This is a genomic window from Ralstonia edaphi, assembly GCF_958350185.1.
Classification (GTDB): domain Bacteria; phylum Pseudomonadota; class Gammaproteobacteria; order Burkholderiales; family Burkholderiaceae; genus Ralstonia; species Ralstonia edaphi.
The window spans coordinates 1-25,714 of record NZ_CATWHI010000007.1 but is presented as its reverse complement, the minus strand read 5'-3'; the positions used below and the strand labels follow the sequence as shown (position 1 = coordinate 25,714).

At 65.6% G+C, this 25,714-nt stretch carries 22 protein-coding genes; 8 read left to right on the top strand and 14 right to left on the bottom strand.

The annotated features are described in order from the left end of the window. Window positions 1–67: 67 nt before the first annotated feature. On the bottom strand, window positions 68–1,036 hold the full coding sequence (locus R2669_RS21435; RefSeq protein ID WP_316901964.1) for a helix-turn-helix domain-containing protein: 969 nt from the start codon (window positions 1,034–1,036) through the stop codon (window positions 68–70). 117 nt (window positions 1,037–1,153) lie between these two features. Between R2669_RS21435 and R2669_RS21430 the strand changes: the two genes are divergently transcribed. Then, the gene (locus tag R2669_RS21430) at window positions 1,154–2,074 is read left to right on the top strand and encodes an alpha/beta hydrolase family protein (protein ID WP_316901963.1); all 921 of its coding nucleotides are present in this window, start codon (window positions 1,154–1,156) and stop codon (window positions 2,072–2,074) included. A 12-nt stretch (window positions 2,075–2,086) separates the two neighbouring features. Here the strand turns inward: R2669_RS21430 and R2669_RS21425 are convergent, their stop codons facing one another. Continuing rightward, on the bottom strand, window positions 2,087–2,884 hold the full coding sequence (locus R2669_RS21425; RefSeq protein WP_316901962.1) for a MipA/OmpV family protein: 798 nt from the start codon (window positions 2,882–2,884) through the stop codon (window positions 2,087–2,089). Between the two features lie 193 nt (window positions 2,885–3,077). Here R2669_RS21425 and R2669_RS21420 point away from each other — a divergent pair, with 193 nt between their 5' ends. Together R2669_RS21420 and R2669_RS21415 are read left to right on the top strand one after the other, a co-directional pair. After that, window positions 3,078–3,809, top strand: coding sequence for a response regulator (locus R2669_RS21420; RefSeq protein WP_316877005.1), 732 nt, complete (start codon window positions 3,078–3,080; stop codon window positions 3,807–3,809). Window positions 3,810–3,812: 3 nt separating this feature from the next. Beyond that, window positions 3,813–5,120 (top strand): ATP-binding protein, encoded by a 1,308-nt coding sequence (locus R2669_RS21415; RefSeq protein WP_316901961.1) that lies wholly within the window; start codon window positions 3,813–3,815, stop codon window positions 5,118–5,120. 36 nt (window positions 5,121–5,156) lie between these two features. On the opposite strand, the gene R2669_RS21410 is transcribed toward R2669_RS21415, so the two are convergent. Then, on the bottom strand, window positions 5,157–5,954 hold the full coding sequence (locus R2669_RS21410) for an AraC family transcriptional regulator (RefSeq protein ID WP_316901960.1): 798 nt from the start codon (window positions 5,952–5,954) through the stop codon (window positions 5,157–5,159). A 189-nt stretch (window positions 5,955–6,143) separates the two neighbouring features. Between R2669_RS21410 and R2669_RS21405 the strand changes: the two genes are divergently transcribed. Then, complete coding sequence (locus R2669_RS21405; RefSeq protein WP_430708834.1) at window positions 6,144–7,328, top strand: ABC transporter substrate-binding protein; 1,185 nt, start codon at window positions 6,144–6,146, stop codon at window positions 7,326–7,328. A gap of 677 nt (window positions 7,329–8,005) precedes the next feature. On the opposite strand, the gene tcuC is transcribed toward R2669_RS21405, so the two are convergent. After that, window positions 8,006–9,307, bottom strand: a complete 1,302-nt coding sequence (gene tcuC, locus R2669_RS21400; protein ID WP_316891821.1) for an MFS transporter — start codon at window positions 9,305–9,307, stop codon at window positions 8,006–8,008. A gap of 8 nt (window positions 9,308–9,315) precedes the next feature. Next, window positions 9,316–10,557, bottom strand: coding sequence for an AGE family epimerase/isomerase (locus tag R2669_RS21395; protein WP_316902075.1), 1,242 nt, complete (start codon window positions 10,555–10,557; stop codon window positions 9,316–9,318). A 276-nt stretch (window positions 10,558–10,833) separates the two neighbouring features. Between R2669_RS21395 and R2669_RS21390 the strand changes: the two genes are divergently transcribed. Continuing rightward, entirely contained in the window at window positions 10,834–12,447 is a 1,614-nt protein-coding gene (locus R2669_RS21390; protein WP_316901958.1) for an OpgD/OpgG family glucan biosynthesis protein, read from the top strand. Between the two features lie 275 nt (window positions 12,448–12,722). On the opposite strand, the gene R2669_RS21385 is transcribed toward R2669_RS21390, so the two are convergent. After that, entirely contained in the window at window positions 12,723–13,349 is a 627-nt protein-coding gene (locus tag R2669_RS21385; protein WP_316901957.1) for a DUF1415 domain-containing protein, read from the bottom strand. 192 nt (window positions 13,350–13,541) lie between these two features. Here R2669_RS21385 and R2669_RS21380 point away from each other — a divergent pair, with 192 nt between their 5' ends. After that, a complete protein-coding gene (locus tag R2669_RS21380; RefSeq protein WP_027680524.1) occupies window positions 13,542–13,907 on the top strand; it encodes a hypothetical protein in 366 nt (121 codons plus the stop codon). A gap of 68 nt (window positions 13,908–13,975) precedes the next feature. On the opposite strand, the gene glpK is transcribed toward R2669_RS21380, so the two are convergent. The 8 genes from glpK to glpD form a co-directional block, all read right to left on the bottom strand. After that, window positions 13,976–15,472, bottom strand: a complete 1,497-nt coding sequence (gene glpK, locus R2669_RS21375; protein ID WP_045785082.1) for a glycerol kinase GlpK — start codon at window positions 15,470–15,472, stop codon at window positions 13,976–13,978. Between the two features lie 113 nt (window positions 15,473–15,585). Continuing rightward, the gene (locus tag R2669_RS21370; RefSeq protein WP_316901956.1) at window positions 15,586–17,331 is read right to left on the bottom strand and encodes an ABC transporter substrate-binding protein; all 1,746 of its coding nucleotides are present in this window, start codon (window positions 17,329–17,331) and stop codon (window positions 15,586–15,588) included. Between the two features lie 172 nt (window positions 17,332–17,503). Then, the gene (locus R2669_RS21365; RefSeq protein ID WP_027680526.1) at window positions 17,504–17,785 is read right to left on the bottom strand and encodes a DUF2160 domain-containing protein; all 282 of its coding nucleotides are present in this window, start codon (window positions 17,783–17,785) and stop codon (window positions 17,504–17,506) included. Between the two features lie 22 nt (window positions 17,786–17,807). Further along, a complete protein-coding gene (locus tag R2669_RS21360; protein WP_009239734.1) occupies window positions 17,808–18,638 on the bottom strand; it encodes a carbohydrate ABC transporter permease in 831 nt (276 codons plus the stop codon). Next, entirely contained in the window at window positions 18,631–19,521 is an 891-nt protein-coding gene (locus R2669_RS21355) for a carbohydrate ABC transporter permease (protein WP_004637132.1), read from the bottom strand. Before R2669_RS21355 ends, R2669_RS21360 begins: the two co-directional genes overlap by 8 nt. Further along, window positions 19,518–20,615 (bottom strand): ABC transporter ATP-binding protein, encoded by a 1,098-nt coding sequence (locus R2669_RS21350; protein ID WP_316876997.1) that lies wholly within the window; start codon window positions 20,613–20,615, stop codon window positions 19,518–19,520. The genes R2669_RS21355 and R2669_RS21350 overlap by 4 nt, the downstream gene beginning before the upstream one ends. Then, window positions 20,602–21,720: an ABC transporter ATP-binding protein gene (locus R2669_RS21345; RefSeq protein ID WP_316901955.1), complete on the bottom strand. Its 1,119-nt coding sequence runs from the start codon at window positions 21,718–21,720 to the stop codon at window positions 20,602–20,604. The genes R2669_RS21350 and R2669_RS21345 overlap by 14 nt, the downstream gene beginning before the upstream one ends. A 66-nt stretch (window positions 21,721–21,786) precedes the next feature. Then, window positions 21,787–23,364 (bottom strand): glycerol-3-phosphate dehydrogenase, encoded by a 1,578-nt coding sequence (gene glpD, locus R2669_RS21340; protein WP_147216540.1) that lies wholly within the window; start codon window positions 23,362–23,364, stop codon window positions 21,787–21,789. Between the two features lie 143 nt (window positions 23,365–23,507). On the opposite strand from glpD, the gene R2669_RS21335 reads away from it, so the two are divergent. Together R2669_RS21335 and R2669_RS21330 are read left to right on the top strand one after the other, a co-directional pair. After that, a complete protein-coding gene (locus tag R2669_RS21335; RefSeq protein ID WP_147216538.1) occupies window positions 23,508–24,281 on the top strand; it encodes a DeoR/GlpR family DNA-binding transcription regulator in 774 nt (257 codons plus the stop codon). Between the two features lie 109 nt (window positions 24,282–24,390). Continuing rightward, entirely contained in the window at window positions 24,391–25,251 is an 861-nt protein-coding gene (locus R2669_RS21330; RefSeq protein WP_147216536.1) for a CHAD domain-containing protein, read from the top strand. Window positions 25,252–25,714 lie beyond the last annotated feature (463 nt).

Here is a 25,714-nt window from a genome sequence, read left to right as displayed (position 1 = left end):
CGCCGGAGGGAGGCAAATCGACCGGCCAATATAGATGAGAATGATTCTCGTTGCAATCAGGTGCAACTTACAGCGTAATACGCTCCAACGCCCGCCGTGACGCTTCGTCCGCGGGATAGAAACACTCGATGCGCATCTCCTGCAGCCCCGCATCGCGCGGTGTGCCCAGCGTGGTGAGCGTGGAAAACAGCGAGATCGTCACGCCGTCGCGCTGCAGTGAGATGGGCAGGAAGGGCGGCGGATCGCCGGCATCCTGCGCGGGCGTAGCGTGGGCTGCCGGTGCCTCCGCCGCATCGAACAGCGCCGGCTGCATCGCGCGGATGTCGTGCAGCAGCCGCTGCGTCGCCGGGTCGATGGCTTGCAGGGCCAGTTCCTGCCGCACGCGCCGGGCCAGGTAGCGGCCGACGGCATCGCGGTTGGCGATGGCCGGCCACAGCGCGGTCGGGTCGAACACCAGCTTCATCATGTTGACGACACCCGGCGCGCCTTCGGACCGGTCGTCGCCGATGGCCCAGCGCATCAGGCGGCGATGCGCGGCATTGGCATCGAGCACGTGCCAGAAACGGTCGAGCACGATGGCCGGATACGGCGCCTGCTTGTCGAGGATCAGCTTCACCGCGTGGCGCACCGCCTGCATCATCGGCGACGTTTCATCGGCCGGCGTGGCGAGGCCCTGTTCGGAATAGGCGGGAGCGAAACCGGCCGCCAGCAGCATCTGGTTGCGATGGCGCAGCGGCACGTTCAGCTCCTCGGCCAGTTGCAGGATCATGTTGCGGCTGGGCGTTGCGCGGGCCGATTCCAGAAAGCTCACATGCCGCTGCGACACACCCGCCGCCAGCGCCAGTGCCAGTTGGCTATAGCCGCGCCGCGTGCGCCAGAAGCGCAGCAACTGCGGGAAGCGCGAAAGCGCCGCTTCAGGCGGCTCAATTGCCGCTTGGGCCGCTTGGGCCGCTTGGGCGCCATGAGAGGCATGGGCGTCTTCAAGCATGAGGGTGTCGTCGATGGACGAGGCGGAGGCGGGCTTGGTGGGCGTCATGTCACCTATTGAAGCAGAGTCGGGTAGCTGCCGCGATTACCTGTCGCGTAATTGTGACCGCATCCGGCGGCGCCAATACTCCGTCCATCCCAACTCGATAGCCCGAGCGGAGTGCCCATGCAGCGCGAATCGATCGACTACCCCGCCGATGCCCTTCCCACCCGCGACGACCACGTCCGCACGGCCGACGGCTGGACGCTGCCCGTGACGGTCACCAGCCCCGGTCTGGGCGCGCACGGCACGGTGGTGATCTGCTCGGCGCTGGGCGTGCCGCGCCAGTTCTACGCGGCGTTTGCGCGGGCGCTGTGCCTGGCGGGCTGGCGTGTGGTGACGTTCGACTACCGCGGCATTGGCGAGGCGGTGGCGACGGGCCCGGGCACGCCGCGCTTTGCCGACTGGGGCCGGCACGACATCGACGCGGTGCTGAAATGGGTGCACGACACGCTCGTCCCCGAGGGCTGCAGCGGCCGCAGGCTGGTGGTGCTTGGCCACAGCGCGGGCGGGCAATTGGCGGGGCTGGCGCCGCACATCATGCACGCCGATGCGCTGGTGCACGTGGCGGTGTCGCTGGCGAATGCGCGGCTGTGGCCATGGCGCGGGCTGCTAAGTCGTCCGCAACTCGCGTGGCTGCTGCACGTGCGGATTCCATTGGCGGTGGCGCGCGTGCGCGGCGGCATGCTGCCGCTGGCGGCCGTCGGCATGGGGCCGATGTCGATTCCGGCCGCCATCCTCGCCGATTGGGCGCGCTTTGCCCGGCGGCGCGGCTATCTTTTTGCGCCTGGCGCGGGTCTGGATACGTCGCGCTATCCGAGGCTGGCCGTGCCGCTGCTCGCCTGGGGTTTTGACGATGACCCGATGGCGCCGGCCAACGCCATCGATGCGCTCATCGCGCAGTTTCCGGCCACGCGCGTCACGCGCCGCCAAGTGAGCGGCGCGGCGCTCGGTGCCAAGGGTGTCGGCCACATGGGCTTCTTCCGCGCATCGTCCGGCGCGCCGTGGTGGCGCGAAACCGTGGCGTGGCTCGATGCCCTCGCTTGATCGAGGGCGCGGTCAGAACGTGTAGACGAGGCCCGTGCCGCCGAAGTAGCTCTGCTTGTTCTGCACGATCGGGCTCTTGGCCGCGTTGCCCAGCAGGCGCGAGGCGCCCACCGCCGTCTGCATTGCCCAGTGGCGCGAGAACGTGTGCGTCCAGGCCACGGTGAGCGTGGCCGCTTGCAGGCCGCTGCTTGCGCTGTATTCGGCAAAGCCGCTGTTGGCCGCCTGCTGCGGCGTCACCCCGAAGTACGTCTGCATGTACTTGCGCGAGCCGAAATGCAGGCTCGGGCTCACGGTGATCTTGTCGCTGCCCCAACTCACGACCGGCGCGGCCACGTCGATGTGGCCCGACCAGCCGCGCTCGCGGTGGGTGATGGGCACTTCCAGGGTGGCGCTGCCCGTGGTGTCGCCGAACAGCTTGCCGCCCAGCGTGAACACGCCCAGCAGCGATCCCTTGACGGTGCCCATGCCCTTGAGGTGATCCGAGCCGGGGCGGCCGTAGCGGTTGGTGTCGGAGCGGCCCCGATCGTACGACAGCGCGGCCGAGGCGAACATGCCGTTCAGGAAGCGGAGGGCATAGCCCGCGCCGCCCTGCGTCGGGTCGATGAACCAGCCGTTGCCGAAATCTGCCCGGAAGCCCGGGCCGGCCGTGACGGTGTACTCCTTGCTGCCCTGGTAGCGCGGCGCCACGCCCGCGTTGAGCGACAGCGAATACGATGATTCATCGGCGTACACCGAAGACGGCGACAGCCACATGCCGGAGAGCACGGCCAGATAAGCGACGGAAACTCGGGGGGAGAGACGATTGAGCACGTAGGACCTCTTGTTGGACCTCTTGAGAGAGAGCCCGCAGTCTGGCGAGATGCCGCACGCACGTCTGTCTGGAAATTGCCGGGAAGTTGTGCGCAATTGTGCGCGAGTGTCTGCAAGTTTCTCCGCCCCATCCGCTCGCAAGGCCGGCGCCGTACACTGCGCGCCGACACAAGAAGAAACGGGGGTACGGGCGATGACCGACGCGCCGCTCAAGACCAAGGTGTTGCTGATCGAAGATGACGACCGCCTCGCGCAGCTTGTCAGCGAATACCTGGGCAACTATGAATTTGCTGTTGAAGTGGTGCGCCGCGGCGACATTGCCGTGGCCGCCGTGCGTGAACACCAGCCTGCGCTGGTGATCCTCGACCTGATGCTGCCGCACATGGACGGCATGGAAGTGTGCCGGCGCATCCGCGCGTTCTCGCGCGTGCCGGTGCTGATCCTGACTGCGCGCGTGGATACGTACGACCAGGTGGCCGGGCTGGAAATCGGTGCCGACGACTACGTCCTCAAGCCCATCGAGCCGCGCCTGCTCGTCGCCCGGGCCCGCGCGCTGCTGCGCCGTTCGACGCCAGTCATGTCGACGTCCGAGCCGGTGGCGCCGCGCGACGACACGCTCGTCTTCGGCGAGCTTTCCATCTCGCCGCCCAACCGCACCGTCACGTGGCGCGGCCAGCCGGTCGACCTCAAGACGGCCGAGTTCAACCTGCTGCTGATCCTGGCGCGTGCGGCCGGCACCGTACTCAGCCGCGACGACATCCTCAAGCAGTTGCGCGGCATCGAGTTCGACGGGCTGGACCGGACCGTCGACTCGGGCATCTCGCGCCTGCGCCGCCGCTTTGGCGATGCCTCGCCCGAGCCGCACAAGATCAAGACAATCTGGGGACGCGGTTATCTGTTCAGCCCCTCGGCGTGGGAGGACTGAACCGTGCTCAAGTCGTTACTGAAGCTGTATGCCATGGTCGTGGTGGCGGCCGCCCTCGCGCTGATCGGCGTGAACAAGTCGTTCGTGTGGATGTTCCATGACACGCTCACGCACGGCGAGCGCGAGGTGCGCAAGGGCTACGCGTTCGTGCTGCAGGAGTACCTGGACCGCGCCGATCGCAGTGGCCCCGCCGGCCGCGATGCCGCCATCGCGCGGCTGAACAAGAACGCGTGGGAGAAGTTCGACATCGTCGATCCGGACACCGTGCCGAATTTCTCCGCGCAGCAGCGGCGCGATCTGGCCGACCACAAGCTTGTGCTGATGACCAGCGGCAAGGATTACTACCTGCCGCTGCGCGACGGTACCGTGCTGCACGCTTACAGCGCCGATATGGACTACCTCGGCATCCAGCTCATGGCCTACGCGCTGATCGCCATTGCCGCGCTGCTGCCGTTGCTGCTCTGGGTCTGGATGCATTGGCGCGACCTGCGCGTGCTGGAAGACGCCGCGCGCGGCTTTGGGGCCGGCAACCTGGGGACGCGCGCCAATCTGCGCAAACGCTCGAACGTGTATGCGCTGGCGCGCCAGTTCGACGAGATGGCCGAGCGCATCCAAGGCTCGATCCAGCACCAGCGCGAGATGATGAACGGCATCTCGCATGAGCTGAAGACGCCGATTGCGCGGCTGGAATTCGGTATCGCGCTGCTGCAGTCGCCGGTGTCGGAAGCACAGCGCAGCGTGCGGCTCGATGCGCTGCGCCGCGACGTGCGTGAACTCGATGAACTGGTGAGCGAGCTGCTGGCGTTGAGCCGCCTGGAGCAAGGCGCCACGCATCTTGTGTTGATGCGCGTGGCCGTGGGCGAATGGCTCGACAGCGTGGTGGCCAACGTGGCCAACGACGTGGCCGACCGCGAGCTTACGCTGGCCGTGCATGCCGAGGGCGCTCCGGCGTACCACGTCTGCGATCCGCGTCTGCTGGCGCGTGCGCTGCTCAACCTCATCCGCAATGCCGCGCGCTATGCCCGCAACACCATCACCATCCGCGCTGAAGCGGGGCCTTTGGGGGCGCTGCGCCTGACGGTGGAAGACGACGGCCCGGGCATTCCCGAGTCGGATCGCGCGCGCGTGTTCGAACCGTTCCTGCGCCTGGATGCCAGCCGCGACCGCCACACCGGCGGCTTCGGCCTGGGGCTGGCGATCGTGCGGCGTATTGCGCTCGTGCATGGCGGCGACGTCCGTCTCGATGCCGGTGCGGCAGGCGGTGCGCGCTTTGCGGTGCTGCTGCCCGCGATGACGATTCCGCCGCTGTAGGCGCAGCAGGATCGGGGCGTTCCAGGCGCGCTAAGGCTAAGCGTCTTCGCCGCCTGGTCGATGCAGAAACGCGCTCGGGCTGCTGCCGAACGCCCGGCGGAACATCGCCGAGAACGCGCTCTGGCTGTTGTAGCCCAGCTCCTGCGCCACGCGGGACAGCGGCATCCCTTGCGACATCATGGGGATGGCGCTGGCGAGCACGGCCTGCTGGCGCCACTGCGAAAAGCTCACGCCCAGTTCGTCCCGGAAGCGGCGCGCCAACGTGCGGGCGCTGGCACCGACGTCGCGCGCGAGGGCGTCGAACGTGAGCGAGGTGCCGGGGTCGGCCATCACGCGTTCGCACAGGGCGCGCAGGCGCTTGTCGGCGGGCATCGGCAGATCCAGCGGCAGCGGGGCGCTGCGGCGCAGCTCATCCAGGATCAGCGTGGCCAGCGCCTGCTCGCGCGCAGCCGGCAGGGGCTGGCGGACGTCCATCGCGGCAATCAGCTCGCGCAGCAGCGGCGACACTTCCATCACGCGGCACTGCGCCAGCGTGCCCGTCACCACGGACGGGTCGGCATACAGCGTGCGCAGGAAGGCGGCCTCGACCACCCACACCGCGTGCTCGATGCCGGGCGGAATCCAGATCGCCCGCGAGGGCGGCACCACCCAGGCGGTGTCGCCGGCCTGCACGCGCAGCACGCTGTTGTGGCTATACGCCACCTGCGCCCACGGATGCGTGTGGCGCGGGAAGCGCGTGTTGGCCTCCATCTGCCGCGTGTAAAGCCGCACCGGATGCGCCGCTGAGGGCGGTGTGCGGCCTTCGATATCGGTGGGCAGGAGGCGCTGTGGCATGGCGGGTTTGCGACAGAAACGGTCGGGCCAGTGTAAATGCGGCGCCAGGACTTGTCGAAGCCAGACGTCGATGGCAGGCTATCGCCCGGCGCCGATGATGTGGGGCGCCACACTAGAAAGCGGACTGCCGAAGCGGTCTCGACAAAAACGCCGTTGCCCACGAGGCACGCGGCGAAATGGGTGCGAACAATGCAAACGGGAAATCACACGCGTAGCCGGGGGGCGCGCGGGGCGATGGGATGGTTGCGGCCATGGGCTGCGCTTGCCACGTGTGTGGCATGCATGGCCGCGTTGGCAGCGCCAGCCGCCCACGCCGACATCAGCATCATCCAATCCTTGCCGCTGTCCGGCACACAAGCCGCGACGGGGCGGGCGCTCAACGCGGGCGCACGGCTGTATTTCGACTGGCTCAACCTGGACGGCGGCATCAACGGCGAAACCATTCGCCTGGTGGCCCGCGACGACGAGCAGAAGGTCGAGCAGACCGTCCGGAACGTGCGCGACATGGCCAAGATCGACAACCCCGTGGCAGCGCTCACCGTGGTCGGCACCGCCAATGTGGAAGCGCTCATGCGCAACGGCGTGCTGGCCGAAGCCAACCTGCCGCTGGTCGGCCCCGCCACCGGTGCCTCCAGCATGACCGGCGATCCGCTCGTGTTTCCCATCAAGGCCAGCTACCAGCAGGAGATGGACAAGATGGTGGGCGCGCTCGTCACCATCGGCGTCACGCGCATCGGCGTGCTGTATCAGGACGATGCGCTGGGCAAGGAGGCGCTGGCCGGCGTGGAGCGCACGCTCAAGCCGCACAAGCTGACGATTGCAGCCACCGCCTCGTACCCGCGCAATACGGCCTCGGTCAGCGCCGCGGTCGACAAGCTGCTCGGCGCCGATGTGCAGGCCATCTTCCTGGGCGCCACGGCGGAGCCCGCCGCGCAGTTCATCAAGCAATACCGCGCGCGCGGCGGTGGGGCACAGCTGCTTGGGCTGTCGTCGATTGATCCGGGCATCCTGCTCCGGGTGGCCGGTATCGATGCAGTGCGTGGCTATTCCCTCGCGCTCGTGATGCCCAACCCCGGCAAGGGCGTGAACCCCGTCATCCGTGAATTCAACCGCGCACGCGCGGCCGTGGGCGCCAAGGATGTCGAACTTTCCTTCCGGGCGGTGGAAGGCTTTGTGGCCGCCAAGGTGCTGGCCGAAGCCGTGCGCCGCGCCGGCCCCAAGCCCACGCGCGACCAAGTGCGCCGCGAGTTGGCCCATTTGCGCAACTTCGATGTCGGCGGCGGGTTTGTGGTGGATTTTTCGGACCGCACGCGTCCGGGGTCGAATTATGTGGAGTTGGGGGTGGTGGGGCCGAATGGGCTGGTGATTCAGTAGCGCTCGCGCATGTGGAGCTTGTTGTACTGAATGTCGGGGTTGGAAGTTGGTAGGAGCGGGGGTTTCTTTGTTGGTGGTGCATCCCTTGTTTCATCCCCTGCCGGGGCTGACTCACTTTCTTTGGTCTTGCCCAAAGAAAGTAAGCAAAGAAATGCGCGCCCGAGATGGCGAAAGACTCCTTCAATTTTCGTAACCGGGCGGAGGCGGGGAAAACTCGCTGCGCTCAAACAGTTCCCCGCCTTTTTTCCGCCCGCTTACGAAAATTGAAGGCGCCATCTAGGGCAGGAACGGCCAAACACACGGTATGCCGGTGCAAACGAAAAAGCGAGCCGTGGTGGCTCGCTCCGTGTTCGACGGTTTGCTTTTCCCTTGCCCTAGATGGCGCCTTGGATTTTTGTTGCGGGAAGGATAAAGAGGGGAGGCCTGTCTGAGCGCAGCGAGTTTGCCTCCCCTCCCTTCCCGCGACACAAATCCAAGGGGAAGTCGCCATCTCGGGCGCGCCTTTCTTTTGCTTACTTTTCTTTGGCAAGACAAAGAAAAGTGAGTCGGTCCCGGCAGGGAACGAAAGGAGGGTGGACCACCAACAAAAAAAATCCCAGCAAAAACCAAAAGCACAAAGAAAAAACGCCCCTCAGAGAGATCCCCTCTGAGAGGCGTTCATTCATCCACGAGACCAGTTAAGCCACAGGCGCCGTCCCCGCCCCATGCTCATGCCTGCCCGCCGGCTTGACGATCGCCAGCGTAGCAATCAACCCGCACAGCGCGGCAAACGACACCCACACGCCCGGCATTGCCTTGTTGCCCGTTTCGTGGATCAGCCACGTGGCAATCGCTGGCGTGAAGCCGCCGAAGATGGCCGTGGCGAGGCTGTACGCCAGCGAGAAACCCGTGGTGCGCACTTCCGGCGGCATGATCTCGGTGAGCGTGACGACCATCGCGCCGTTATAGCTGCCATACAGGAACGACAGCCACAGCAGCACGATCAGCATGCGGGCGAACGACGGTGCGCTCACCAGCCACTGCATGGCCGGGTACGCCGTCACCAGCATCAGCACGGTAAAGAGGATCAGCAGCGGGCGGCGGCCGACGCGGTCAGACACCGCGCCCATCACCGGCAGCCAGAAGAAGTTCGAGGCGCCCACGCACAGCGTGACGATCAGGCTGTCCATGTCCGACAGGTGCAGCACGCTCTTGCCGAAGGTCGGCGTGTAGGCGGTGATCAGGTAGAACGACACCGTGGTCATCACGACCATCAGCGTGCCTGCGCCCACCAGGCGCCAGTTCTGGCCCATCGAACGGAACACGGCGCCCAGGTCCGGACGGTGCTTGCGCTTCTGGAACTCTTCCGTCTCTTGCAGCGAGCGGCGGATGATGAACAGGAACGGCACGATCAGGCAGCCGATCAGGAACGGCACGCGCCAGCCCCATGCGCTCATCTCGGACGGCGGCAGCAGGTACGACATCATCACGCCCAGCAGCGCGGCAAACATGACCGCCACCTGCTGGCTGGCCGACTGCCAGCTCACGAAGAAGCCCTTCTTGCCCGGGGTGGCGATTTCGGCCAGGTAGACCGATACCCCGCCCAGCTCCACGCCGGCCGAGAAGCCTTGCAGCAACCGGCCGATCAGCACAAGCAGCGGCGCCGCCAGCCCGATGGTGGCGTAGCCCGGCACCAGCGCGATCAGCAGCGTGCCGCAGGCCATGAGCGCCAGCGTGACGATCAGGCCCGTGCGGCGGCCGTGACGGTCGATGTACGCGCCCAGGAAGATCGCGCCCAGGGGCCGCATCAGGAAGCCGGCACCGAAGGTCACCAGCGACAGCATCAGCGAGAGGAACTCGTTGCCGGCGGGGAAGAAGGTGTCGGCGATGGCCTTGGCGTAATAGCCGTAGACCATGAAGTCGTACATCTCCAGGAAATTGCCGCTAACCACCCGGAAGACGGTGCGGGCCTTGGATTCGTTGGGGTTGGAGGTATGCATGATGGATTTCACTCAACAGCTTGGGTACAACGTGCGGGCGAGCCGGTCAGCGAACTGCGGGCCGCCTCGTAAAAGGTGGTGATGTGGTACGGCGTGCTGGACGGCATGTCGTCGCGCAGGCGCTGGCCGGCGGGGTCGATCACTTCGTTCCAGCCTTGCGCATGCAGGAAGCGCGCGGACCACGCCGGCAGCAGGCGCGCGAGCATGGCGCCCTGCGTTTCGGTGCACAGCGCGAGGGCGCGGCCGTATTCGGTTTGCGCCCAGATGCGCTGGCTGGCGTCGCGCATCGTGCCGTCCAGGTTGAGCGACAGGCACACGCCCTGCGTCTTGGCATCTACGCCATCGGCGCAGGCGGCATCCACCGCGCGGGCGAGGGTCTCGGCCAGATGTCGGCCGGCTTCGGAGCGCGTAAAGACGTCGGCATGTGCGCGCACGAGGTAGAACCATTCGAACTGGTGACCGGGTTCGATGCGGTTGTCGGTGCTGGCTTCGTCAACGGGCAACTCGGCGATGCTGCCCGTGCGCGTATCGATGAAGCACGCCAGGATGCCCTCGGCCAGCGTGCGCACGCCGGCCTCGGCCCACGCGGGCGGCTCGTCCAACGCGGCGGCGGCCAGGTACGCCTCGGTCAGGTGCATCACGGGGTTCTGCGCGACGCCGGCCAGCGTGGTGCTGAACGTGCCGTCCATGGAAGCGACCGGCAGCGGCTTGGCGCCGGCCCGCGCAAAGCTGCGGGTGATCACGTCGTGCGCGTCGTGCATCAGCGCGGCGGCACGCGGGTCTTCGCTCACGGCCAGCCAATGTGCGGCGGCAAACAGCACGAAGGCGTGCGTGTACAGATCCTTGGTGGTGTCGTGCGGGGCCAGCGCGCTGTCGATCGCAAACAGCCAGCCGCCGTGGATCGTGTCGCGAAAGCGCGTGTCCAGCGCATGACACAGGGCGGCGGCGCGTTCGGCACAGAGATCGCGGTGGCGCTTGGAGAGCTGCGTGGCGCGCGCGAACGTATACAACTGCCGCGCACAGGCCATCGCCCGGTACCGCGCGGTGGACGCCGGCACGAGTGCGCCGTTGTCGACGACGAGCGCCTCGTAGCAGAGACCGGCCTGCGCGTTCCAGCCAGGCCCCAGCCACATGGGCAGCAGAACGTCGTCGTAGTAGCGGTCGAACGATTCCAGCGCAGCCGCAATCGCGGCGGACGATTCGGTCGCGGCCGTGTCGGGCAGCGGGGGCGTGGAGGATTGTGAAAGCATGTGCGCCGTGAGGATCGTGGCGGGCATCGACCCGTTTCAGCCAGGCCGATTGCTCGGATCTGTTCTGTTCACCATAGCCGACGTACACGCGTTGTACATGTGAACAGACCCGGGATTGTGCTCCAACTGGCTGCCCTGCGCCACGCACAACAGGCGCAATCCCGGTCGCGGCGCAGGGTTGTGGGTCCAATGAAAGGTTTTTGCCGGATGCTGCCCCGGCGTGGGTTGTGCGAAGATGAATCACCCCTGGCTCATCCCCTGGTCCTGCCCCGATCCATGCACCGTCGCGACCTGCTCAAGCAGTTGGCCGCCGGGCTGCTTGCCCTGGCTCCTGGTTTGTCCCGCAGCGCCACGCCCGGCACCGCCGCTGGCGCCTCCGAACCGTTTGACGAAGCTCGCCTGCTGGCGCGTGCGCGGGCGTTGGCCGCAAGGCCCTACCGGCCGCGCAGCACGCAGCTGCCCCCGCCGCTGGCTGCACTCGGCTGGGATGGCTATCAATCGATTGGCTATCGCCCGGATCACGCATTGTGGGCCGGCCAGCACCTGCCGTTCGAAGCCAAGTTCTTCCACCTGGGCCTGTTCTTCAAGTCGGCCGTGCAGATGCACGAGGTGGTGGACGGCCAGGCCCGCTTGATTGCCTATGACCCGGCCATGTTCGATTACGGCAGGAGCGGGCTGGATCATCAGGCGCTGCCGGCCGACCTCGGTTTCGCGGGTTTCCGGCTGACGACCAAGGCGGACCCGACGCGCGATGTGGCCGCTTTCCTGGGCGCGAGCTACTTCCGCGCCGTCGGCGGGCAGTGGCAGTACGGCATGTCGGCGCGCGGGCTGGCGATCGATACCGGCCTGCCGCGCGCGGAAGAATTCCCGGACTTCACGGAGTTCTGGCTGGTGCGTCCGGCCGCCGATGCCGATACGTTGCGCGTCTACGCATTGCTCGATTCACCCAGCGTGGCCGGCGTCTACCGCTTCGACATCCGCCCCGGCGACACGCTCGTGATGGACGTGGCCGCCACGCTTTACGTGCGCAAGCCGATCGAGCGCCTGGGCATTGCCCCGCTGACCAGCATGTTCCTCTACGGTGAAAACGACCGCACCGACCGCGCCGGCGATCGCCACAGCGCCGCGCGCCGCTGGCGTGCGTCGGACTGGCGCCCGGAAATCCATGACTCCGATGGCCTGGCCATCTGGCGCGGCTCCGGCGAGTGGGTCTGGCGGCCGCTGGCCAATCCGCCCATGCTGCGCAGCCAGCGGTTTGTCGACGACAGCCCGCGCGGTTTCGGGTTGCTGCAGCGTGACCGCAATCCCGATCATTACCAGGACGACGGCGTGTTTTACGAGAAGCGCCCGAGCGTGTGGGTCGAGCCCACGCATGATTGGGGTGAGGGCGCGGTGGAACTGGTGGAGCTGTCGGCCAACGACGAAACCTTCGACAACATCGTCGCGTTCTGGCGGCCGGCCGTGGCGCCGCATGCCGGGCAGGAACTGGCGTTCGGCTATCGGCTGACGTGGGGCGCGCAGCCCGCGGCGGCCTCGCCGCTGGCGCGCGTGGTGGCGACGCGCACGGGCATTGGCGGCGTGGTGGGGCAACCGCGCAAATACTTCTCGTGGCGGTTTGTCGTGGACTTTGCCGGCGGCGAGCTGTCGCGGCTGGGGCGCAGCACGGCGGGGTCGACTGTGGAGCCCGTCATCCGTGCCTCGCGCGGGCGGGTGGAGATTGCGTCGGCGCGGCCGCTGGCGAGCATCGATGGTGTCCGGGCGATGTTTGATGTGGTGCCGGATGCGAGCAATGCGCCGATTGAGTTGTTGCTGACGTTGCAGTCGGGGGAGCGGTTGCTGTCTGAGACTTGGGCGTATCAGTGGACGCCGCCGGTGGATCGGGCCGTGTGAGCGTCGTTTATTGGGGCGTCGGCTTTTATGGCTGGTGCCGGTCCATCTCTTGTTTCATCCCCTGCCGGGGCTGACTCACTTTCTTTGTCTTGCCAAAGAAAGTAAGCAAAGAAAGGCGCGCCCGAGATGGCGACCCACTCCTTGAATTTATGTCGCAGGGAGGGAAGGGAGGCAAACTCGCTGCGCTCAGACAGGCCTCCCTTCTTTTTCCTCCCTGCAACAGAAATTCAAGGCGCCATCTAGGGCATCAACGGCCAAACCGTCGCTGCTGTTGGTTAGTCGCGGGGCGGTGCCTTGCTGAACTTCTTTGCCATTTCCGCCCAGCCTTCGGGGCCCAGCTTTTCCATCGTCGCGATATTGCGTTCGTAGATGTCCGCTGCGTCGGGGACGGCTGCGGCGGCGCGGGCGATGCTGTCTTCGCGCAGCAGATGCAGGATGGGGGCCGGTGCGCGGTTGGTGGCGTTGGCGATGTCGTCAGGCTCCGCGTCGGCGAAGACGAAATCGGGGTGGAAGCTGGCCAGTTGCAGTTCGCCTTCGTAGCCGGCCTTGGCGAGTACGGATTCGGCGCGTTCCGTGAGCGAGTGGAAATCGAGGAAGTCGGCGAGGGCGGGGACGATCAGCAGCGTGGTGTCGATCTGTGCGGCGGGGGTGGCGTGCAGCAGGTCGGCTTCGGCACGCAGGTGGTCGAGCACGTCGCCGTCCATCGTGGCGCGGCTGACGACGTATCGGACCTGCCGTTTGACGTGCACGGCCTTGGCGAAGGGGCACAGGTTCAGGCCGATGACGGCGTCTTCCAGCCAGCGCTGCACGGTCCCGACATGAAGGGCGGCGGCATCCGCACCCAAGTTGAGGGCGTCGGCAGGCGGATCGAGCAGGACGAAATCGGGGGCGTGATTGGACACGGCGTGTGGGGAGGGACGAGACAGCGGGCAGTGTAGTCGATGGTGTGGGAGCGCTTCTTGCGACGGAATGGGTGTTGTGATTTGCAACGTCCGGCGCGCGCCGTTGATGCGCGCCGAGATCACTTCGGGTGCTTCGCGCGCCGCTTATGTGGTCAGTCCATTCCGCGTTTTTGTAAAAGAAGGAGCTCAACCATGATTGAACTGCGCCTGAAAACCGCCCTCGCCGTTGCCGCCACGTTTGCTGCGTCGGCTGCGTTCGCACAGATGACGCCGGCACCGCAGACTTCACCGCAGACCACCGGCACCGTGCAGACCGCCCCGCAGGGCGGGCCGGCAACTTCGTCGTCTGACCCGCTGGTGCAGAAGCGCATTGACGACAAGGCTGCCAGCGACGAATACAAGGCACGCAAGTCCGACGCCAAGGCCGCCTACAAGGAAGAGAAGAAGGCCGCCAAGGCCAACCGCAAGGCTGAGAAGAAGGAAGCCCGCGCCAAGCGCAAGGAAGCCATGAGCGAACAAGGCGGGCCTGCCCAGACGCCGAACAGCGAAGGCAAGTAAGCCGCTGGCCGAACCATGAAAAAAGGCGATCCGAGGGTCGCCTTTTTTCTGTCTGCTGCCCTTTGCCTTCAATGCCCGCGCGTTGTCGGCAGACGCACCTGCGCGACGGCCATTTCCCACTGGGCGATGCGGTGCGCGGCCTCGTCGCGGCTGATGACGGGGTGGAAGGTGCGGGAGGCGCGCCATTGCTGGGCGACCTCCGCTTCGTCACGATAGAAGCCTGTGGCGATGCCGGCCAGGTAAGCCGCCCCGAGGGCCGTGGTCTCGATGATCTCCGGACGCACGACCGGAATGCCGAGCAGGTCAGCCTGGAACTGCAGCAGCAGGTTGTTGGCCGAGGCGCCGCCGTCGACGCGCAGTTCCGAGATGGTGGAAACGGCATCGCGCGTCATGGCTTGCAGCAGCGCGGTGCTTTGGAAGGCTATCGACTCCAGTGCGGCTCGGGCGATGTGGCCGATGGTCGTGCCGCGTGACAGGCCAACGATGGCGCCCTGCGCGGTGGGATCCCAGTACGGTGCACCCAGGCCCGTGAACGACGGCACGAAGACCACGCCGCCCGAATCCGGCACCGAGGCGGCCAGGCCTTCGACGTCTGCGGAGCGCTGGATGGCCCGCAGGCCGTCGCGCAGCCACTGCACGACCGCGCCGCCCACAAACACGCTGCCTTCGAGCGCGTAGCTGCGCGTGGTGCCGCTCTGGCAGGCGGCCGTGCTGATCAGGCCGTTGTGCGACTGGACTGCCTTGTCGCCCGTGTTGAGCAGCATGAAGCAGCCGGTGCCGTAGGTGTTCTTGGCCATGCCGGGCTTGAAGCACGCCTGGCCGAACAACGCAGATTGCTGGTCGCCGGCAATGCCGCCAATCGTGAGCGAGGCGCCGAGCCAGTCGGCGTCGGTCTGCCCGAATTGATAGGCGGACGGATGCACCTCGGGCAACAGGCTCGGATGGATGTCGAGCGCGCGCATCAGGTCCGCATCCCATTCGCCGGTGTGGATGTTCCACAGCATCGTGCGCGAAGCGTTCGATACGTCCGTCACATGCAGGCGGCCGCGTGTGAGTTGCCAGACGAGCCAGCTGTCGATGGTGCCGAAGGCGAGTTCGCCACGCGCGGCGCGCTCGCGGGCGCCATCCACGTGATCGAGAATCCAGCGCAGCTTGGTGGCGGAAAAATACGGATCGATGATCAGGCCGGTGCGCTTGCGTACCTCGTCTTCCAGGCCCTCGGCGCGCAGGCGCTCGCAGATGGCTTCGGTGCGGCGGTCCTGCCAGACGATGGCGTTGAAGATCGGTTTGCCCGTGGCGCGCTCCCACACCATGGTGGTTTCGCGCTGGTTGGTGATGCCAAGCGCGGCCATGTCGGCGGCGGACAGCTTGGCTTGTTCGAGTGCGGCGCGGCAGGTGGCGAGTTGGCTGTTCCAGATGTCGAACGGATCATGCTCGACCCAGCCGGGCTGCGGGAAATGCTGCGGAAACTCCTGCTGGGCACTGGCGACGATCTGGCCGGCGCGGTTGAAGACGATGGCGCGTGAGCTGGATGTGCCCTGGTCGAGCGCGAGGAGGTATTCCATAAGGCAGATTCAGGTGACCGCCGGGCCGGAGTGAACCTGTCCGGCGGTGGGTAAAACGGAAGCAGGCATGGTAGCCCGCCGGCCGATGGTTGGTCGACCGGCGGGCATGCGAATCAACGTACCTTGCCTGCCTTCCAGGCTGCGAGCAGCTTGTCGTAGGCCACCGTCTCACCCTTCGGGCGCTCGTTGTCGAGCTTCTTCCACGGGGCGTGCTCGGTCGACAGCCACTTCGACGGATCGCTTTCCGGGTTCAGCTTGGGCGCGCAGTTCTTCATGCCGGCGCGCTGCAGGCGACCCATCACCTGGTCCATTTCCTTGGCCAGGTTGTCCATCGCGCCTTGCGGCGTCTTCTCGCCCGTGACGGCCGTGGCGACGTTCTTCCACCACAGCTGTGCCAGCTTCGGATAGTCGGGCACGTTGTTGCCGGTCGGCGTCCAGGCCACGCGGGCCGGGCTGCGGTAGAACTCGATCAGGCCGCCGTACTTGGCTGCATTCTTGGTGAAGTAGTCGCTGTGGATATCGGAGTCACGAATGAACGTGAGACCGGTGATCGACTTCTTGAGCGACACGGTCTTCGACGTGACGAACTGGGCGTACAGCCACGCGGCCGAGCGGCGCTCGAACGGGGTGGATTTGAAGAACGTCCACGAGCCGACGTCCTGGTAGCCGTTCTGCATGCCGTCCTTCCAGTACGGGCCGTGCGGCGACGGGGCCATGCGCCACTTCGGCGAGCCGTCGGCGTTCACGACCGGGCCCGGCTTGGTCATCGGCGCGGTGAAGGCGCTGTACCAGAACACCTGCTGGGCGATGTGGCCTTGTGCCGGCACCGGGCCGGCTTCGTTGAAGGTCATGCCGGTCGCCTCGGGCGGGGCGTACTTCTTCATCCAGTCGATGTACTTGGTGAGGGCGTACACGGCGGCCGGGCTGTTGGTGGCGCCGCCGCGCGAGACCGATGCGCCCACCGGCGTGCACTTGTCCTTCTCGTCGACGCGGATGCCCCATTCGTCGACCGGCAGGCCGTTCGGGATGCCCTTGTCGGCAGAACCTGCCATCGACAGCCAGGCGTCGGTGAAGCGCCAGCCCAGCGACGGGTCCTTCTTGCCGTAATCCATGTGGCCGTAGACGCGCTTGCCATCCAGCTCCTTCACGTCGTTGGTGAAGAAGTTGGCGATGTCTTCATAGGCCGTCCAGTTGACGGGCACGCCCAGGTCGTAGCCGTACTTGGCCTTGAACTTGTCCTGCAGGTCCTTGCGGGCGAACCAGTCGGCGCGGAACCAGTACAGGTTAGCGAACTGCTGGTCGGGCAGCTGGTACAGCTTGCCGTCGGATGCCGTGGTGAAGCTCGTGCCGATGAAATCCTTCAGATCCAGGCCGGGGTTGGTGAACTCTTTGCCTTCGCCGGCCATGTAGTCCGACAGCGGCATCACGACGCCATAGCGGTAGTGCGTGCCGATCAGGTCGGAGTCGGAGATCCAGCCGTCATAGATGCTCTTGCCGGATTGCATCGAGGTCTGCAGTTTTTCGACGACATCGCCTTCCTGCATGATGTCGTGCTTGACCTTGATGCCGGTGATTTCTTCGAAGGCCTTGGCCAGCGTCTTCGATTCATAGGCGTGCGTGTCGAGCGTTTCCGACACGACGTGGATCTCGGTCACGCCCTTGGCCTTGAGCTTGGCCGCGGCGTCGATGAACCACTTCATTTCCGCCATCTGCTTGTCTTGCGACAGCGTGCTGGGCTGGAATTCGCTGCTGATCCACTTCTTGGCTTCGGCTTCGCCGGCATGGGCCGCGCCGACTGCCAGGGCGCTCGCCAGTGCGATGGCACTGATCTGAAGCGTCATGCGCCAGGATGTTTTCATCGGTATCTCCTCGTGCTTGGTTAGCTTGTTGTTCTCCCCGCAGCGAAAACATCCGGCATTCCGACGCGGGGAGCGTGGTGGAATGCCTGTGCCCGTACGTCAATTTGGGCGTGGAAGCATCAACCCGTGCCGATGCCTCCGGACCTGCAAATTCAAGTGCACCGATGGCGCGTCAGCCGCGCCACATCACGATCACCAGCACCACCATCGAGGCGATGAAGCCGCCCCAGGCGCTGGTCTCTTCCGACGTGAGCCCAACCCACGCCAGGTTGATATAGGCCGCGGTCAGCAAGCCGATGAAGAGGCGGTCGCCGCGCGTGGTGGCAATGGGCAGGAAGCCCTTGCGCTCCACTGTGGGCCGAACCACCTCCCAGACGGTCATGCTGGCCAGCATCAGGGCGATGCAGCCGAAGAAGATCGCCACTTCGGGCGTCCAGGCCATCCAGCTGAACATGGCTGTGTCTCCCGTTCTTGTTTTAGACGCGGCCCATCGCGAAACCCTTCGCGATGTAGTTCCGCACAAACCAGATCACCAGCGCGCCGGGAATGATCGTCAGCACACCGGCTGCGGCCAGCACGCCCCAATCCATGCCCGAGGCCGACACCGTGCGCGTCATCACCGCGGTGATGGGTTTGGCGTCGACCGAAGTCAGCGTGCGCGCGAGCAGCAGTTCCACCCAGCTGAACATGAAGCAGAAGAACGCCGTCACGCCCACGCCGGCCTTGATGAGCGGCAGGAAGATCTTCAGGAAGAACTTGGGGAAGCTATAGCCGTCGATGTAGGCCGTCTCGTCGATCTCGCGCGGGATGCCCGACATGAAGCCTTCGAGAATCCACACTGCCAGCGGCACGTTGAAGAGCATGTGCGCCAGCGCCACGCCCAGGTGCGTGTCCATCAGGCCGACCGTCGAATACAGCTGGAAGAACGGCAGCAGGAACACCGCGGGCGGCGTCATGCGGTTCGTCAGCAGCCAGAAGAACATGTGCTTGTCGCCCAGGAAGCGGTAGCGCGAGAAAGCGTAGGCCGCCGGCAGCGCCACCACGGTCGAGAGCACCGTGTTCATCGTCACGTAGATGATGGAGTTGATGTAACCCCAGTACCACGACGGGTCGGTGAAGATGATCTTGTAGTTGTCGAACGTGACGAGCTTCGGCCAGATCGAGAAGCCGGCAAGCGTTTCCTCGTTGGTCTTGAGCGACATGCTCAGCATCCAGTACAGCGGCAGCACGGCAAACGCCACGTACACCGCCAGCGTGATCGCGCGGGCGATCTTGCGCTGGTGTTCGTTGTTGTTGTTCTTACGCATGGTCGTCTCCCACGGCCGTGCTGGCGCTGCCCATGCGCTGCATCCAGTTGTAGAGGACGAAGCAGAACAGCAGGATGATGAGGAAGTACACGATCGAGAACGCCGCCGCCGGGCCCAGGTCGAACTGGCCGACCGCCTTCTGCGTCAGGTACTGCGACAGGAACGTCGTGGCATTGCCGGGGCCGCCGCCGGTCAGCACGAACGGCTCGGTGTAGATCATGAAGCTGTCCATGAAGCGCAGCAGCACGCCGATCATCAGCACGCCCCGCATCTTCGGCAGCTGGATGTAGCGGAACACGGCCAGGCGGCTGGCGCCGTCAATCTCGGCGGCCTGGTAGAACGCATCCGGAATCGAGCGCAGGCCGGCATAGGCCAGCAGCGCGACCAGCGGCGTCCAGTGCCACACGTCCATGATCAGCACGGTGATCCACGCGTCGAACGAGTGCGACGTGTAGTTGTAATCGATGCCCATCTGGTTGAGCCAATAGCCGGCCAAGCCGATATCGGAGCGCCCGAAGATCTGCCAGATCGTGCCGACCACGTTCCAGGGAATCAGCAGCGGCATGGCGAGCACCACCAGCGCGGCCGACGCCTTCCAGCCCTTCGAGGGCATCGACAGCGCCAGGCCGATGCCCAGCGGAATCTCCACCGCCAGCACGCACAGCGAGAAGATCAGCTGGCGGGTGAGGGCGTCCTGCAGATCGCCGTCGCGCAGGATCTGGCGGAACCAGTCGACGCCCACGAACACGTGCTGCTCGGGGCTGATGATGTCCTGCACCGAGTAGTTCACCACCGTCATCAACGGCAGGATGGCGGAGAACGCCACGCACAGGAACACCGGCAGGATCAGGAACCACGCCTTGTTGTTGAGCGGCTTGTTCATCGGCCGATCCTCTCGTCATTGCTGTAATACAGCGTCTGCGGCGCATCCAGGCGCAGCCACACGCGCGATTCGGTCACGCTGACTTCGTTCGGCAGCTTGGCCTTGATGGGCAGGCCGCCGGCTTCCCCGAGGCTTGCGGTCAGCAACTGGTGCGTACCAAGTTGCTGCACCTGGTGCACGTTGGCCGCCACGGTGCCGACTTCCCCCGGCGCGGCCAACTGCACGAACTCCGGGCGGATGCCGAGCTTGAGCGCACCGTTCGTGTTCTTGAGCGTGGCCAGTGTGTCGTGCCCGACCGTCAGGCGCTGATCGCCCAACGCAATCACGTCGCCATCCACCGTCACCGGGTAGAGGTTCATGCCCGGGCTGCCGATGAAGTAGCCGACGAAGGTATGGTCCGGCCGCTCGAACAGCGCTTCCGGCCCGCCTTGCTGTACGACCTTGCCTTCGGTCATGACGACCACCTCGTCGGCAAAGGTCAGCGCTTCCACCTGGTCGTGCGTCACGTAGATCAGCGTGAGCTTGAGCTGCTGGTGAATCTTCTTGAGCTGGCGACGCAGTTGCCACTTCAGGTGCGGATCGATGACGGTGAGCGGCTCGTCGAACAGGATGGCGGCCACGTCCTTGCGCACCAGGCCGCGGCCCAGCGAGATCTTCTGCTTGGCGTCCGCCGCCAGACCGGAGGCGCGGCGCTTGAGCGCGTGCTGCAGCTCGAGGATCTCGGCCACTTCCTCCACGCGCTTCTTGACTTCAGCTTCCGGCGTCTTGCGATTGCGCAGCGGGAAGGCGAGGTTGTCGAACACGGTCATCGTGTCGTAGATGACCGGGAACTGGAACACCTGCGCGATGTTGCGCTCGCGCGGACTGGCGTGCGTGACGTCGCGGTCGTCGAAGAGCACCTGGCCCTCGGACGGCGTCAGCAGCCCCGAGATGATGTTCAGCAGCGTGGACTTGCCGCAGCCCGACGGGCCGAGCAGTGCGTAGGCGCCGCCGTCGCGCCACGTCATGTTCATCGGCTGCAGCGCGTAGTCCGACAGGCTTTGCGGATTGGGGCGGTAGCTGTGCCCCAGGTTGCGGAATTCAATGCGTGCCATGTGCGCCTCCCTGCTTGGGCGCGCTCACCAGCTTGCCCGCTTCGTCGAACAGGAACAGTTCGGCCGGATCGACAAACACGTCCAGCGCCGCGCCCAGTTCGAACTGATGCACCCCCGGCAACTGCGCGACCAGGCCGATGGTGTTCGACTGGCCGACGGCCTGCGCCCGTACGTGCAGATACGTTTCGGAACCCGACAGCTCGGCCAGCTCCACCGTGCCCGGCAGCGCGACCGTGCCACCGTTGCGCGGCGACAGGCGGATGTGGCTTGGACGCAGGCCGATGCGGCACCGCGTGCCGGCCGCCATCGGCAGCGGACGCGTCCATGCAACATCGATGCCTTGCGGCAGGCGGATCCGGTTGCCCTCCACCACGGTGGCGTCCAGCACGTTCATCGGCGGGTCGTTGAAGATGGCCGCCGCATTGACCGACACCGGCACTTCGTACATGTCGAGCGTCGGGCCGTCTTGCAGCACGCGGCCTTCATGCATGACGACGGTGTGGCCGCCCAGCAGCAGCGCTTCCTGCGGCTCGGTGGTGGCGTACACGACGGTCGTGCCGCCATCGGCAAAGAGCGATGCCAGTTCGGCACGCAATTCTTCGCGCAGTTTGTAGTCGAGGTTAACGAGCGGCTCGTCCAGCAGCACCAGCGGTGCCCGCTTGACCAGCGCCCGCGCCAGCGCGCAGCGTTGCTGCTGCCCACCAGACAGCTCGGCCGGCAGGCGCTGCAGCAGGTGGTCGATGTGCAGCTTGGAGGCGACGGCACGCACGCGCGAGTCGATCTCGCCCTTGTTGGTGCCCTGCAGGCGCAGCGGCGAGGCGATGTTGTCGTACACCGTCATCGCCGGGTAGTTGATGAATTGCTGGTACACCATCGCCAGATTGCGATCGCGCACTCCCACGCCCGTCACGTCCTTGCCGTCGACCAGTACGCGGCCGGTGGTCGGCCGGTCCAGCCCGGCCATGATGCGCATCAACGTGGTCTTGCCAGCTTGCGTCGGCCCGAGCAGCACATTGATGGCGCCGGGCGCCAGCCGCAGGCTGGTCGGGTACAGATGCGTCTGCGCCCCGACCACGGCCGTAACCTGGTCCAGTTCCAGAATCAATTGATGTCTCCCGTCTTACTGCTTTGATTTCTTGATGTCTTGGTTCGGGCGCCCAACTTCGATGTTTCAGGGCGCCCGTTCCGCAACTGGAGCGGTCTGGCCTTCCGGCAGATGCCGCGCCAGCCAGCCTTCCAGCCGGCTGCGGTCGGCATCGCTGGCGTGCAGCCCCAGCTTGGTCCGCCGCCACAGGATGTCCTGCGCCGTGCGGGCCCATTCGTGTTCGATCAGGTAACGGATTTCGGCTTCATACAGGCCGGGCGTCACTTCGGCGCCCAACTCTTCCAGTCGCGTGGCGCCAGCCAGCAGCGTGTTCACGCGGGTGCCGTACTGGTGCGCATAGCGCGTCGCCAGCTGGGTCGGCAGCCACGGCAAACGTTTTTGCAGGCGCGTCACAAAGTCGTCGAAGGTGTATTCGGCAACCAGCTGCCCCGGCGCTTCCAGATCGCCGCCCGGCAGCGATGCGGTGGCCGTCCACGAAGGCTTGCCGGCCAGCGGCAGATGCGGGGCGAGTTGCTCCAGCGCTTCTTCGGCCAGCTTGCGATAGGTCGTGATCTTGCCGCCCCACACGTTGATGAGCGGCGCGCTCGCGCCGTCGGCGCCGGTCTCACATTCGACCAGGTAATCGCGCGTGATGGCCGAGGCGTTGGCGGCGCTGTCGTCCAGCAGCGGCCGCACGCCCGAGTAGCTCCACACCACGTCGGCCGGCGTCAGCTGCTGGGTGAAATAGCGGCTGGCCATTTCGCACAGATACTGGATTTCGCCGGCGTCGATGGCCACTTGGTCCACCGAACCCTTGTATTCCAGATCCGTCGTGCCGATCAGGGTGAAATCGTTCTGGTACGGGATCGCAAAGACGATCCGCCCGTCCGGGTTCTGGAAGATATAGGCGAACGGGTGATCGAACATCCGCCGCACCACGATGTGGCTGCCCTTGATCAGCCGCAGGCCGCGCGTGCTCGGCAGCGCGTGCGCAGAGCGGGCGAATTCCGCCGCCCACGGGCCCGCTGCATTGACGATCGCCTTGGCGCGCACCGAGCGGATACCGTCCGGGCCGGCCAGCGAGGCGTGCCAGCCGTCGGCGCGTCGTTCGGCGTTCAGGCAGCGTGTGCGGGTCAGGATGTGGGCGCCGCGGTCCGCCGCGTCGCGGGCGTTGAGCACGACGAGCCGGGCGTCGTCCACCCAGCCATCGGAATAGACGAAACCGCGCGTGTAACCGGCCTTAAGCGGTTTGCCGGCCGGATGCCGCGCCAGCTTGATCGACTCCGAACCCGGCAGAAAGCGCCGACGCGCGAGGTGGTCATACAGGAAGAGGCCCGCGCGGATCATCCACGCCGGGCGTTGCGCGGCATCGTGCGGCATCACGAATCGCAGCGGCCACATGATGTGCGGCGCCATGCGAAGCAGCACCTCGCGCTCCTGCAGCGCCTTGCGCACCAGGCTGAATTCGTAATATTCGAGGTACCGCAGCCCGCCGTGGATCAGCTTGGTCGAGGCCGAAGAGGTGTGCTGGGCCAGGTCGTCCTTTTCACACAAGACCACCGACAGGCCACGGCCCACGGCATCACGCGCGATACCCACGCCGTTGATGCCGCCTCCGACCACCAGCAGATCACAGTCCAGATGCGACGCGTCAGTGAGTTGCATGGGTTGGAATCTGTTGATTTTCGCGCCTTTCCTTGCGAATAGTGACGCGTTGGCGGATAGTTTAGTGAAGGGCGAAAATAAAGCAACATAGGGAATCGCCTAATCCGCTCACATGTGTTCGTTTGTGTTCATTTCGTGACTTGATGCTTCCGCGACACCGCCAGATCCTCGAATACGTCCGCCAGCACGGCGATGCCTCCGTCGACGCGCTTGCCCGCGTGCTCGGCGTCACGACGCAAACCATCCGTCGCGATATCCGCCAGCTCGAAGACGAGCGGCTGCTCGCCCGCTATCACGGCGGCGTCGGCCTGCCGTCGTCGGTCGAAAACATCGATTACGACCAGCGCCAGGTCCTGCACATCGACGCCAAACGGCGCATCGCCGAGGTCGTTGCGCGCCACGTCGAGCCCGGCCGCTCGCTCATCATCAATATTGGAACGACCACCGAAGAGGTGTCCAAGGCGCTGGTCGGCCAGAACGGGCCCCGGGGCTTGCGTGTCATCACCAATAATCTGAACGTCGCGTCGATCCTCTCCGGCAGCCCCGACGCGGAGGTCATCGTCGCCGGCGGCCTCGTGCGCAACCGCGACCGCGGCATCGTCGGCGAGGCCACGATCGATTTCATGAAGCAGTTCCGCGTCGACATCGGCATCATCGGCGTCTCCAGCATCGACGAAGACGGTACGCTGCTCGACTACGACTACCGTGAAGTGCGCGTCGCCCAGTCCATCATCGAGCAGTCCCGCGAAGTCTGGCTCGTGGCTGATCACTCCAAGTTCGGCCGCCGCGCTGTCGTCCGCCTGGGCCATGTCTCGCAGATCGACAAGTTCTTCACCGACGTCCCGGTGCCCGAGCCGATGGCCGACGTCTTCCGCGCTGCCGAGGTCGACGTGATCGTCGCCAGCGAAACGCGCTGACGTTTGATCCGGCACGCTCGCAGTCTTCACCCGGTCGACTACAGTGAAATGACAAGGCGCGCACCTTGCGAGCCGCTCTGTCGTCCAAACTCGTCATACGGGGAGCATCGTGAGCAAGCACTCACATGCGGCAATCCTTTCGATCTTCGCGGGCATCGTCACCGAGCACGTTGCTGCTTTGCGCCAGGCGCATACCAGGCTGGCGGCACCCGATCCCGGTAACGAAGATCTTCACCAGTTCCGTGTCACCCTGCGCCGACTGCGTTCAGCTTGGGTGACCTTTGCGCCGGTTCTGCCGGCCAGCTTTGTCGACCAGTGGAAACCTCGCCTGCGGGCGCTCGCCGCATCGACCGGCCCCGTGCGAGAGTGGGATGTGCTGCTCACCGGTTGGCTGCCGGCCGTCCGGGAGTCTTTGCCTGTCACCGACGAGGCGGGTCCGGCTTGGCTGGCCGAGGCGCTTACGAAGTCCCAAGAGGCGCGCAGCCGCGCTTGGGAGGAACTGCGTGCCGAACTGGCGTCGCCGGATGTGCGCGAAACGCTGCTGGAACTCGAAGAGGCCGTCGCGCCTTTTCATATAGAAGACGGGCCGGCGCGGCATCGTCGCTTTGCCCGTGCCCGGGCTCAGGCGCTCCGAAAGAAGCTGATCCGTCGCGGGCGTCACCCGAGGCGTTCGTCTGCACCCCGACTGCATCGAGCCCGCATCGCCGCCAAACAGTGGCGCTATCTATATGAGGCGTTTTACCCGGCGCTCGGTGCCCGGGCGGCGAAGCGCTATCGGCGGCATTTGCGCAAGCTGCAGGACGCTCTGGGCGAGGTGCACGACGCGAGCGTCTCTCTTGAGCGCCTCACAGGTCTAATGGAGGCCCCCCCTCCGCTGTCTATAGTGAGGGCTTTTCACAAGCGCTCCAAGGTCGCACGCACGCTGGCTGCCAAGGAACTGCGCTGGGTGCGAGCCCACAGAGCGCAGTAACCCGCCAAAAGTGCGGAAGAGACCCTATGAAAAGAAAGGGCTTGCGCTGTTCGATAAACCCGCCTATAGTTCGCCCCTCGCTGCAAAACACAGCGCCGAAACGCAAGTGGCGGTGGTGGTGTTGAGTGGTGGAGAAGCAGGAGTGGAGCGGGTTTGCGGTCGATTGGGTGGTTGGTGATCGGCGGTGGACTGGGTGGTGGTTGGCAGCGAGTTGGTGGATAAAAATTCTTCGACGAGTTGTTGACAGCGACGAAAAAGCTCCGCATAATCTCATTTCTCTGCTGCAGACAACGCAGCGACGCGGTGAACAAAGTTGATCGCGAAGTTCTTTAACAAGCAAACAGCCGATAAGTGTGGGCGCTTAATACTGGGTGCGGCGGATTTCGATCCGCTAGCTAACAAGTAATGAAGTGCTCGCACAGAAGTAAGGTTTGAACGAAAGTTCAAGTCAGATTCTGAGAGT

What these genes read in the sequence shown, in the direction of transcription:
- R2669_RS21350 (WP_316876997.1), bottom strand. Translation starts at nt 20,615, where the DNA reads ATGGCACGCATTGAATTCCGCAACCTGGGGCACAGCTACCGCCCCAAT.
- R2669_RS21365 (WP_027680526.1), bottom strand. Translation starts at nt 17,785, where the DNA reads ATGTTCAGCTGGATGGCCTGGACGCCCGAAGTGGCGATCTTCTTCGGC.
- R2669_RS21370 (WP_316901956.1), bottom strand. Translation starts at nt 17,331, where the DNA reads ATGAAAACATCCTGGCGCATGACGCTTCAGATCAGTGCCATCGCACTG.
- R2669_RS21410 (WP_316901960.1), bottom strand. Translation starts at nt 5,954, where the DNA reads ATGCCACAGCGCCTCCTGCCCACCGATATCGAAGGCCGCACACCGCCC.
- R2669_RS21395 (WP_316902075.1), bottom strand. Translation starts at nt 10,557, where the DNA reads ATGCTTTCACAATCCTCCACGCCCCCGCTGCCCGACACGGCCGCGACC.
- glpK (WP_045785082.1), bottom strand. Translation starts at nt 15,472, where the DNA reads ATGGAATACCTCCTCGCGCTCGACCAGGGCACATCCAGCTCACGCGCC.
- R2669_RS21335 (WP_147216538.1), top strand. Translation starts at nt 23,508, where the DNA reads ATGCTTCCGCGACACCGCCAGATCCTCGAATACGTCCGCCAGCACGGC.
- R2669_RS21435 (WP_316901964.1), bottom strand. Translation starts at nt 1,036, where the DNA reads ATGACGCCCACCAAGCCCGCCTCCGCCTCGTCCATCGACGACACCCTC.
- R2669_RS21360 (WP_009239734.1), bottom strand. Translation starts at nt 18,638, where the DNA reads ATGCGTAAGAACAACAACAACGAACACCAGCGCAAGATCGCCCGCGCG.
- R2669_RS21420 (WP_316877005.1), top strand. Translation starts at nt 3,078, where the DNA reads ATGACCGACGCGCCGCTCAAGACCAAGGTGTTGCTGATCGAAGATGAC.
- R2669_RS21380 (WP_027680524.1), top strand. Translation starts at nt 13,542, where the DNA reads ATGATTGAACTGCGCCTGAAAACCGCCCTCGCCGTTGCCGCCACGTTT.
- R2669_RS21430 (WP_316901963.1), top strand. Translation starts at nt 1,154, where the DNA reads ATGCAGCGCGAATCGATCGACTACCCCGCCGATGCCCTTCCCACCCGC.
- R2669_RS21355 (WP_004637132.1), bottom strand. Translation starts at nt 19,521, where the DNA reads ATGAACAAGCCGCTCAACAACAAGGCGTGGTTCCTGATCCTGCCGGTG.
- R2669_RS21390 (WP_316901958.1), top strand. Translation starts at nt 10,834, where the DNA reads ATGCACCGTCGCGACCTGCTCAAGCAGTTGGCCGCCGGGCTGCTTGCC.
- tcuC (WP_316891821.1), bottom strand. Translation starts at nt 9,307, where the DNA reads ATGCATACCTCCAACCCCAACGAATCCAAGGCCCGCACCGTCTTCCGG.
- glpD (WP_147216540.1), bottom strand. Translation starts at nt 23,364, where the DNA reads ATGCAACTCACTGACGCGTCGCATCTGGACTGTGATCTGCTGGTGGTC.
- R2669_RS21405 (WP_430708834.1), top strand. Translation starts at nt 6,144, where the DNA reads ATGCAAACGGGAAATCACACGCGTAGCCGGGGGGCGCGCGGGGCGATG.